This window comes from Tropicimonas sp. IMCC6043 (assembly GCF_004146235.1).
Taxonomy (GTDB): domain Bacteria; phylum Pseudomonadota; class Alphaproteobacteria; order Rhodobacterales; family Rhodobacteraceae; genus Tropicimonas.
Genome location: NZ_SELO01000018.1, coordinates 86,690 through 96,453 on the forward strand (window position 1 = coordinate 86,690; position 9,764 = coordinate 96,453).

General features: G+C 61.6%; 7 protein-coding genes and 3 pseudogenes. 5 read left to right on the forward strand and 5 right to left on the reverse strand.

Translation table 11 applies throughout. The annotated features are described in order from the left end of the window. Window positions 1-566: 566 nt before the first annotated feature. Together EU800_RS29115 and EU800_RS16195 are read right to left on the reverse strand one after the other, a co-directional pair. Window positions 567-1,358: pseudogene (locus EU800_RS29115) on the reverse strand (DEAD/DEAH box helicase family protein); the annotation flags it as partial. A gap of 271 nt (window positions 1,359-1,629) precedes the next feature. Further along, window positions 1,630-1,983: a helix-turn-helix domain-containing protein gene (locus tag EU800_RS16195; RefSeq protein WP_129634072.1), complete on the reverse strand. Its 354-nt coding sequence runs from the start codon at window positions 1,981-1,983 to the stop codon at window positions 1,630-1,632. A 267-nt stretch (window positions 1,984-2,250) separates the two neighbouring features. Here EU800_RS16195 and EU800_RS16200 point away from each other — a divergent pair, with 267 nt between their 5' ends. After that, window positions 2,251-2,979 (forward strand): hypothetical protein, encoded by a 729-nt coding sequence (locus EU800_RS16200; protein ID WP_129634073.1) that lies wholly within the window; start codon window positions 2,251-2,253, stop codon window positions 2,977-2,979. 95 nt (window positions 2,980-3,074) lie between these two features. Then, on the forward strand, window positions 3,075-3,464 hold the full coding sequence (locus EU800_RS16205) for a hypothetical protein (RefSeq protein ID WP_129634074.1): 390 nt from the start codon (window positions 3,075-3,077) through the stop codon (window positions 3,462-3,464). 952 nt (window positions 3,465-4,416) lie between these two features. On the opposite strand, the gene EU800_RS16215 is transcribed toward EU800_RS16205, so the two are convergent. Beyond that, complete coding sequence (locus tag EU800_RS16215) at window positions 4,417-5,583, reverse strand: NAD(P)/FAD-dependent oxidoreductase (protein WP_129634075.1); 1,167 nt, start codon at window positions 5,581-5,583, stop codon at window positions 4,417-4,419. 445 nt (window positions 5,584-6,028) lie between these two features. Between EU800_RS16215 and EU800_RS16220 the strand changes: the two are divergent. Continuing rightward, a pseudogene (locus EU800_RS16220) lies at window positions 6,029-6,202 on the forward strand (transposase domain-containing protein); the annotation flags it as partial. Window positions 6,203-6,301: 99 nt separating this feature from the next. Here EU800_RS16220 and EU800_RS16225 read toward each other — a convergent pair. Together EU800_RS16225 and EU800_RS27570 are read right to left on the reverse strand one after the other, a co-directional pair. Then, window positions 6,302-6,949, reverse strand: a complete 648-nt coding sequence (locus EU800_RS16225) for a ferric reductase-like transmembrane domain-containing protein (protein WP_371685640.1) — start codon at window positions 6,947-6,949, stop codon at window positions 6,302-6,304. Then, window positions 6,946-7,380: a twin-arginine translocation pathway signal gene (locus EU800_RS27570; RefSeq protein ID WP_129634076.1), complete on the reverse strand. Its 435-nt coding sequence runs from the start codon at window positions 7,378-7,380 to the stop codon at window positions 6,946-6,948. Before EU800_RS27570 ends, EU800_RS16225 begins: the two co-directional genes overlap by 4 nt. A gap of 1,164 nt (window positions 7,381-8,544) precedes the next feature. Between EU800_RS27570 and EU800_RS26920 the strand changes: the two genes are divergently transcribed. Together EU800_RS26920 and EU800_RS16240 are read left to right on the forward strand one after the other, a co-directional pair. Beyond that, a complete protein-coding gene (locus tag EU800_RS26920; protein WP_165354696.1) occupies window positions 8,545-8,997 on the forward strand; it encodes a hypothetical protein in 453 nt (150 codons plus the stop codon). Between the two features lie 57 nt (window positions 8,998-9,054). After that, window positions 9,055-9,645: pseudogene (locus tag EU800_RS16240) on the forward strand (IS481 family transposase); the annotation flags it as partial. Window positions 9,646-9,764 lie beyond the last annotated feature (119 nt).

Consider the following 9,764-nt stretch of genomic DNA (forward strand, 5'->3'; position numbering starts at 1 on the left):
AAGCCGCTCCACCACTCCCCTCCTCCAGGGTCCACCAGACCGGGTCCCAGGCTCACTCGTCCCCAAACTGCCCCAGTTTATGCCCCAGGTCGGCTGGAGGGAGAGGGGTAACTATCGGGAACATAGGCTTACAGGGAATCCTACCACCCCAGCCAAATGTCATTTTTCGCAGAGTTCGGCTGCTTGCCTGCCGTTATGCGTGCCGCGGCTGTAGTCGTTTCCGCCAACATATCAAATGGTTGGCGGAAGGTGGCTATCACCTCGCCCTCCTCCCATGTGCAGTTCGATAGCACGAAGTTCAGGAGCCGCCGCTTATCGCGAGCGGGCTGGCGTTCGAACAGGGCCTGAGCGTTCCGGGCCAGATCGAGAATCCTAAGGCCCTCTTCCATGTAAGACTGCTCGGCTTCCTCGTGCCGCTCGATGTCACGTTGCAGGCGCCGCTGCTCCTCGCGCCACTTGCCCGACATCTCCTCGAAGAACTCGCTGCTCATCTTCCCGTCGAGCTTGTCGACATACATCGCACTGATCCTCTCGCCGAGTCGGGTGTGCTCGGCCTGGAGCCGGGCGATCGCCTCGCCGAAATAGGCGATATTGGAGAGGTATTTCGTCTCCTTCGGCGTCGCGGTCATGCCAATCTGAGTAGCGGACGAGAAGTATTCGAGGATCTCGCGCCAGGCCGAGTCCTCGGCGGCGCTGCCCCGGTGACATTCGTCGATCACGATGAGATCGAAGAAACCGGGCGAAAACTCGCGGAACAGCTTTTGCCGTTCCTCCGGCCCGGTGATGGCCTGATAGAGACCGAGATAGACCTCGTAGGCGGTGTCGATGCGGCGCTTCCTGTCGAGCGCGGGGGTCAGGTCCTCGGTGCTGCCGTCCTGCCGCTCGATGGTCTTGGCGTTGGTCGACAGCTTGGCCATCGTTCCGCCGAAGGGGCGGAAGTCGTTGACCATCGTCTGGTCGATGAGGACGTTGCGGTCGGCGAGGAACAGGATACGTTTCTTCCGGCCAGCCTTCCAGAGGCGCCAGATGATCTGGAACGCTGTGTATGTCTTGCCGGTTCCCGTCGCCATGACCAGCAGGACGCGATCCTGCCCCTTGGCGATGGCCTCGATCGCGGCATTGACTGCGTTGACCTGGTAGTAGCGAGGCGTCTTGCCGCTTCCGTCGTCGTAGTAATCCTGGAGCATAATCTGCTCCGCTTCGCCATCGAGGCCCTTCCAGGCGCGAAACCGGGTCCAGAGATCCGCCGGTTCCGGAAAGTCGTCAAGCGACAGCGTGATTTCACGCGGAGTGCTGGCATCCAGCGCCGGGTTTTCCTCAGGGTCGAGGCTTTGGTCGATGAAGATGCTGCCGTCGCCATAGATTGCGCCGAGAATGTCGGTCTGCCCATTGTCCGGTCGCGGCACGTTATGGCGGGCGTGAAGGTCGCCGAACTCGATCCGAAGCTTGAGGTGTTTCTCGACGATATCCTCGATCGGAATCGGCGGCGCAGGGACCACGCTCCGCACATGCTCAAACTCGGCAAGCAATGCGGCGGCGTCGCGCTCGATGGCCTCTTCGGCAAGGTAGGGAACGTGTCGACTCATCTTTTCTCCTTCATCTGCATCAGCGGGGTCGCGCCCTGATTGTTTACTCACCCCTGGCCTTCTTTGCTTCCTCTGCCAACCGGGCGATCTCGTCGCGGGTCATGCCTCTGGTCGTCCGGAGAAGCGCCGACACCTCGACGGGCGCGCGCTTGATGATATCGGCCAGGTCGGCCGGCATACGTCCCGCGAGGGCCAGCAGCTCGTCGACGTCGCACTCGATGATCTGCGCGATCGCGCGGACTTTTTCCTCGGTCGGCGGGGTGAACTCCTCGCGCTCGACCTTCGAGAGGTAGGTCGGGCTCACCCCGATCTTCTTGGCCATCTCGCGCAAGCCAATCTCCCTTGCTTCCCGTTCGCGGCGGACGAATGCGCCGAACTTCAGATCCTCGCCGGTCATGCCCAACTATCCCCTGTTTAGTGAACAGGTAACAAATGAATCGGCAGCAGTCAAGATGGTGCGTCCCTTGGCGCGACGCCAACGATATATCGCGATGTTTCCCGCCGACGCACGTGATCGCACAGGCTCCGTACGTCGACATCAACGCGATTGGGGCCGGGCAGTCCGCGAGCCGCATCACGCGACTGCTCGGATATGCGCCATTTTTGACGTGGCGGCAGTCTTCGGCAAGTGATACCTTACTTCAGCAAATCTTCGAGGCATGAGATGCATTACGAGGACGTCGCCTTCAAGAAGGGCGAGACCTTGTGGGGACACGCAGAGGCCTACGGGTTCCCGGGTGGGGATTGGACAAAGATCTGGGACGACGCGAAGAACGCCGCTCTGAGGGCAAAGCGCGGTGAGCCACGAAAGATCCAGGTCGGCGACGTGATCCAGATCCCCATCGGCTGGACAATACTCAAGACCACAATGACCAAGCACCCGAGTCGGAACGGCATCGTCTTCGTCGCCTCCCGCACCGGGCGCGAAGGCAAGCAACTCCGCTGGGCGCAAACCGTGGATCGCCACAACCAGCCCTTCGGAGGGGCGCCCTACGGCAAGCCCAGATTCGTTATTGATCCCGCCTCGCCGCCAGATGACAACCTGCCGTTTTATTTCACCGATGCCGAGCTCACGGCGAAGTCTAAGCGCCGCAAGGAATTCGTCGATGCGCCATTCCGCAACGCACCGTCGGTTGCGCTCGGCAAGACTGAATGGCGCGCGATGCTGTCCATTGCCGTCTACACGGAAAAGCGCGTGACGCTGCTCGACACCTATGTCTGGGGCTTCGACAAAGGGACTGACGACAAGCTCACCCACGTCCCCGCGCGCAAGGCGAACGCGGCCGAGCGTAAGAACCACCTGAAGCTGATGCAGAACGGATTCGGGCTCAAGGATCTGCCGGGCACGAAGGCCGATTTCAAGGATATGGGATGGTCCTTCAGGCTCGGATGACTCGGCCAGTTGGGGTCCGGCGGCGGGCGTTCGTCCTCGGTGTCGTCGCGGCCTGTCTTGGCCTGCCGGCCGGGGCAAAGCAGAGGAGACTGGCGATGCCCAGGTTTATCAAGCTCACCTTCACGGGCATCCAGGACAAGCCGGTCGGGAGTCTCGTGATTGGCCCGGAAGGCATGGACGTTGCCGAGGCGATAGCCGCGCTCGGCGTCGCCGATCCCTCGGAACCGGACGGGCCGAGCGAACTGCTGCTCGCAGAAGCCGGCCTCTCGGCGCTCTTCGCCATAGCCACCTCGGCGCTTGAGCCGCTTGCCGATGCAGAGGCGAGTGTTCTCGACGTCTTGATACAGGATGAAGCGGCACAGATCCGGCGAGTGCTGACTGAGACCGATGCGTCGACATTTCTCGACAGGATCGCCGCTGCCCTTCCTGAAGTGGCGGGCGCGGCGGAAACCTTCAGCAACTGGCGCTTCCGGACCAATCTCTGACCCCACTGGCCACCGCCGGGCAAATCCAGCGACGAGCTGGCGTTGGGCCATTTTAGTTGTACGGCCGCGTCCTGGCCCCAAGGTGCGGCCGTTTTCCTTTTTTCGGCCGTGGCACGGTCAGAGGAAACTGGTTGAACGTGGCAAAGTGGACTCGCTGCGTCGTGGGATGACGAAAACCGCAACCAATCTGATCCACCGGTGAGGGAATACTGCATGAACCGACCGATCACCGACTTCTTCGCTGTCATGGCACTGCTCATAGCAATCGGATGAGCGTCTATGCGCCTCTACCGTCGGGTAAAGGACCCGCACCGAGATGCGCGAACAGGCCGTGATCCGAATAGCGACTCGCGTCACGGCAAAGTCCATATCAGTCGAAGAGAAATGTGGCCGCTTCCTGCGCATGTCCTCGACCATCCGGTCGCGCTGCGGCGTGGTTTTTTCCTCTGCCGTGGGAACCTCCTGTCTGACGATTGAGAAGACCCCAATCGTCAGTCCAATGGACCCATCAGCGAAGCGTGACGGTCAGATCAGCGCGATACGCCCGCCACAGGCGCCCCTGCCGCGCGAGCGGCTTCGTCCATGCTCTTTTTCTGTGTAAGTTGCGGCAGTCAGAGGCGCCAGATCGGCGAACGGCTATTCGGTCTGGTTGGCGAAATCGAGCGACTTGACGTACCACAACGACGATGAGTCCGAGACCGGGTTTGCTGGGTATGCAGGGTTATTGCCAATGTCCCGCAACGGCGCAGAGCACTTACTCGTCTGGTTCGATACCGCCGTGTGAAAGAGTCACCTGGGTTTCAATCGATATCACCCGGCATTCCTCACAAGGCGCGTGGTACGCCGCCGAACAATCTTTTTAAGATGCCCCTAAGATCCGTGCACTCAATCTGGTGCGCGAGACCTATGTGGAAATCGGCCCGACGCTCTCGGCAGAACAGCTTGAAGCGCGTCACGGATGGGAGGTGTCGCGCGAGACGCTGCGCAAATGAATGATCGAAGACGGGCTGTGACCCAGATCCCGGGCAACCAGCTCAGCGATTGCGAGCGCTGCTGTTAGCCCGGGACTTTCGATGCCGTAAAGGTTCACGAGGCCCGGAAGTGCCTCGACGCGGATATCGAAATCAGCAGCCGGGGCGCCAGGGCCCGAGAGCTTCGGGCGGCAGCCGGAATAGTCCGGGGCAAGTGCATTGTCCGGCAATCCGGGCCAGTAGCGGCGGACCGCGTCGTAGAAACCCGTTCCGCGCTCCGGGTGGACATGATAGTCGACGTGGGTTTCCAGCAGACCCTCGGGCAGCCATTCAACATCCGGGCCGAAGCGGAGATTGCCGGCAATGTCGATCGTGGCGTGCACGCCGAGCCCGCCATCGACCGGTGCGGGATAGATCAGCCGGGAGAATGGTGCCCGGCCGATAAGGCGGTAGTAGTTGCCCTTGGCCAGACGGTAGGCGGGGATTGCGTCGGGCGGCACGCCGGCAATGCAACGGGCAACGCGCGGGGCGGCAAGACCGGCGCTATTGACCAGGCAGGTGGCCGAGATCTCCGTTGGATCCGATCCGCCGGTGCGGATGGCGAAGCCCTCGGCCGTCGGTTCAGCCCGCTCGAAGGGCGTGCGCAGGGCGACATGCCCCCCCTGCCCTTCAATCCCGGCAATCAGCGCCAGAAAGAACTGGTGGCTGTCGAAGATCCCGGTCTCGGGCGAAAGCAGGCCGCCATGCGACGCCACCGCGGGCTCCAGAAACGTCACCTCCGCTGCCGACAACAGCCGCAGACCTTCGACGCCGTTGGCCTCCCCGCGCGCCTTCAGCTCCTCGATCTTCGATACCTCGTCCGCGCCGGTCGCCACGACGATCTTACCGCATTTTCGGAAGGCGATGCCGCGCGACCCGAGATACTCGTAGAGGAGCCGCCGTCCGGCGACGCAGAGCTCATGCTTGAGGCTGCCGGTAGGGTAGTAGAGGCCGGCGTGAATCACCTCGCTGTTGCGTGAGGAGATCCCCTCGCCCGGGTGTGCCGCGGCCTCCAGAACGAGAACCGAACGACCACCATCGGCAAGCCGCGCGGCGCATGCAAGCCCGACGGCACCGGCGCCGATCACGACCGCGTCGAAATCGGCCATGGCTCAGATCTTCTCCCTGCATCATTCGAAATGTCGAACGTGGATGCTAAATGGCAAGAACGCGCAATTAGTGTCAACGCCTTCCCCAAAGAATCCAACGCCGGCGCTGAACAAGAGAAGCCGTTTCTCCGCGATCGGTGTTTTTGCCGGCGCGTGCGACCGGCCACAGGATCGGCCGGGTGCGCTGGATTCCACCGACAGGTTTTCCGTTGTCTGACGTCAGCACACTGTGGAAAGAATCAAGGGTTTGAGCGACGGAGGGTTCTGGTTCATCGAAGCCACCAAGGAGAGCAGATGAACAAGGCTTCCGGAACATCAAAGGATGCCACTGGCAAGCTGGTCAGCCGATACCGTCACTTGCAGGGACAACCCTTGTCAGGCCGTTCGCAGTGCTGCGGGTCGCAAGAGGGAGATTGCCTGGCTGGGGCTGGATTTATCTCATCACGAACGGGCCGCCTTCATGAGCTCCCTGATCGGCACCGCGAAGCTGAACGGCATCGACCCGCAGGCCTAGCTCGCCGACATCATCGCCCGGATCTCCGACCTGCCGGTCTCGCGGCTGCCGGAATTGCTGCCCTCGGCGTGGAAACCCGCCACTCCGGAAGTCAGGGCCGCCTGACCGCGGCCCTCTTCGGAGGCTTACAAAACAAGCGCCCGCAGCCTGCGCGGAGCGGAAATTAGTCGATTTTTGGTAAAGGCTGCTGAACGGACAGAACGATCACTGCCGCGCCCGTGTCGCCCGCACTTTCCATACCCCTACCCAGGGCTTTAGCCGTCGAACCGTCTGCGCGAGTGCACCGACCAAAACTGCGCACATCAGGGTTTTGTAAACGATGCCCATCGTGCCCTCGATCAAGATCGCGTGCGCCACACTTCCGATGACTACCACGACGGCAGCTGAAGTATGAGCTAGCCGCCAGACTTGCGGGCGCAAACGCAGTCTCTTCCGAAATGCAGCCAATAGTGCCAAAGCGATCAAAGCCCACATCGCCACGACGCCGAACATCGAGAACGCCGTCGGCGCAGTGAAAGTCAGCGCGTCGATCATGTCAGGCGGACTCGTGACCCAGAGGCCGGCAACATGCACACAAATTGCGAGCAACAGGCCCGCCCCTATCCAGCGATGGATCCTTCGCCCGACTGACATTGGTAGTCCGGGAAGGAGCCCTGAGGCCAGCAATGGCTGCACCAGCAAGAGCGCCAGCGCGATTACACCGGCGAATCCTGCCGCTATGAATCCTGCCGCTATATAGACAGCTCCACGGTATTGCAGGAACTCGCTACCCGCCGCCGCGACCAAAGGCACGACGATTACGCAAGCAAGCGCACCCCAGATTAGGATCGCCCCAATGATGGCCACGGTCACACGGGTTGCAGCACAAAATCCGCTCTCAGGCTCTTGTCACGAGAACTCGACATAACCGGGCGTAGAAACACCGTCTCGAATTCACCACTATCATAGGCAAGATGCCCGTGCGGCTGTCCGAAAGCCGGCACGATCTGGGGCATCTCAAGTTGGAATGCACCATCTCTGTCGGTCAGCGTTGCGCCATGGCTCCGCGGGTCGCGCTCGTAGCCTTCTGTCGTGTGCGCCCAGATCTGGATGCGAATGCCCTCTAGAGGCGTACCATCACCGGCGCGGCACACAGTACCAGTCATAAAGAAACCGCCGCCACCGATCCGGTCCACGATGGGCGCGCCAGGGAGGTAGTTGTTCGACCCACCGCGCATCGATTTCGTCGGAGCCAGGCCCTTCGCGCGAGCGGGCGAAAGCAGCGCTGTCCCGGATGCGATCACTGCGGCTGGCCGACAGAAACCGCTGGAGGCGCCGGGGGGTGGTGTTGCTGGACGCGGCCAGTTGTTCGAGGCCGAAATCAGGAGAAGACATGCCGTTGCGAATGGCCTCGCGAATGAAGGAAAGCGGGGCATGGGCTGTTTCCGGCGTATTGTCGCCCTCTTTGTCGGAGACGTCTCTCCGCCCGCAGGACCGGAACTGGACCCTCAGCCAGGATGGGGGGAAAGTCAGGGACAGCGCGGGTTGCTTTGACCGGAGCATCGCACTGGAAGGAAGGAAATCGCGCGGAACTCCGTCGAAGGAGGGAGCAGCAACGAGCAGTCTGTCCGCATCAAGGGCCGGGCCGAGACACTCCGAGAGAACTGTCGTGTAGAAGACGACGCCAATGGCATCGGCTAGAGGCGTTGGTCGCTCGGGATCCAACATCCGCCTGACCTCGCAGACGGCGGCCGTGGGGCCGACCCGGAGGCCATAGACGACGTTGTCGAATTGGTTCGCGGTTTCGAGGATTGAACCGGTCAGGAAATCGCCCAGCGTGATTGCGGTGCGGGCGGAGGTGCGCAGGATCGGCTCGCCCCTCCGGGCGGCTTCTTTGGCCACTTTTGACGCGAAGAATGGATCGTTCAGGGCGAACGCCATGTCTTCGAATGCCGCGTAACAGGCCGACGCCTCGACGGGCCACGCTGGGTCGAAGAGGGCATCCGGCGGGATTCTGTTCCGTTCAAGGATGGCGTAGATGTCGCCACCGCGCTCGACAAAGGGGTTGGCGAGTTGCTGCAGAAGCACCGCGCGCGTGAACCTCGGCCCGGAGCCTGCTGCCATGATATCTCCTCCTGTGCCGGCCAAGTGGTTTCAGGCTGTGCCCAACACGCCAAATTTCGATACGACGCGGCGCACACGGCACATTAACGCATTCCGCGATGTGGTAGAGTCGGAGGCGCGTTTCGCATAGCACGGCACGTGAGCCGGGTGAGAAACCATGTGCAAGATGATCCGTTTTCTCGCGAGATCAAAATCGTTGCGATGGTCGGTCCGGATTCCAACGAAGATTTTGAACTGGTCGAGGAGGCAACTTGCTACGCAGGTCGTTGGATCCGGCCGCCGCACCGACATCTGCCAATTCGCCATGACTGCCTCCTACGCCACAAACCAAAGGGCTGTCAGACATGAAAGACCGTACCACGACCCCGAAATTCGATCACCAGATGAGCCGCCGTGGATTCTTCGCGGGCACGGCCGCCGCAGGCGCCGCGGTCACGGCGGCAGGAATCCTCGGGACGGCACCGGGGCGCGCCTCGGCACAGGCCGCAAGTGCCCCGGTAATCACGCCTATTACGGAGATGACCATGCCGCTTTCGAAGGCGAAGGAGCCATTTCCCATTGAGCTCGTCCGTGCAGCGCGTGAACTCTTCAGCTTTCCCAACTGGCAGGCCGGCGGTGACGATTCCGTCTACTACAACCTGAACATTCCCGAGTTCTTCAATTGCGGTCTCACCCCGCCAGTGATGGAACCACGGCCGCTCGAGCGGGCGATCAATCAGGATCTCGAGAACCTGACATTCACTGCCAGGGACGGGTCCCAGACCCCACCGCTCAAGAAATATCTCGTCGGGCCCTAGGTGTTTGATCCCACGGTTTGATGGTGCGATCCATTCGCTGGAATGGAAGGAAGCCCTATGGGACAGGTACGTCACGGCAGCGCCACGACCACGCACGCCATCCGAGCAGCAATACAGCGATCGCAAGCTTCGACCGCGGCGCTAAGCCGGGAGCTTGGCATCAATCCGAAGACCGTCGCGAAGTGGCGAAAGCGCGAGACGGTGGAAGATCGCAAGACGGGGCCGAGGGATCCTCGCTCCACTGTTCTCAGCGATACCGAGGAGGCGATGGTTGTCGCTTTCCGAAGGCACACGCTGCTGCCGCTGGATGACTGTCTCTATGCCCTCCAGCCGTCGATCCCGCACCTGACACGATCGTCGCTGCATCGCTGTCTTCAGCGGCATGGGATCTCGCGGCTGCCGGATGTCGAAGGGGACAAACCCAAGCGGCAGCGGTTCAAACGCTATCCCATCGGGTTCTTTCACATCGACATTGCCGAGGTGCAGACCGCCGAGGGCAAGCTCTATCTCTTCGTTGCCATCGATCGAACCAGCAAGTTCGCGGTCGCCCAGCTTATCGAGAAAGCCGACCGACGAACCGCGTGGGAGTTCCTGGAACACCTGCTGGAGGTGGTTCCGTACCGAATCCACACGATCCTGACCGACAACGTCCTATGTCGGGAAGCTTTGGCGGCTTGAAGCATCAGGTCTTGGAGCATCCGGTATTCCGGATGCCCTGATATGGTTGCCCAGACGGGTTTCGCCGTCAAGAAACGGTCTCTCCCATA

Excerpts from the sequence above, each read along its gene's own strand:
- EU800_RS16195 (WP_129634072.1), bottom strand. The coding sequence starts at position 1,983 with ATGACCGGCGAGGATCTGAAGTTCGGCGCATTCGTCCGCCGCGAACGG.
- EU800_RS16200 (WP_129634073.1), top strand. The coding sequence starts at position 2,251 with ATGCATTACGAGGACGTCGCCTTCAAGAAGGGCGAGACCTTGTGGGGA.
- EU800_RS16205 (WP_129634074.1), top strand. The coding sequence starts at position 3,075 with ATGCCCAGGTTTATCAAGCTCACCTTCACGGGCATCCAGGACAAGCCG.
- EU800_RS16215 (WP_129634075.1), bottom strand. The coding sequence starts at position 5,583 with ATGGCCGATTTCGACGCGGTCGTGATCGGCGCCGGTGCCGTCGGGCTT.
- EU800_RS26920 (WP_165354696.1), top strand. The coding sequence starts at position 8,545 with ATGAAAGACCGTACCACGACCCCGAAATTCGATCACCAGATGAGCCGC.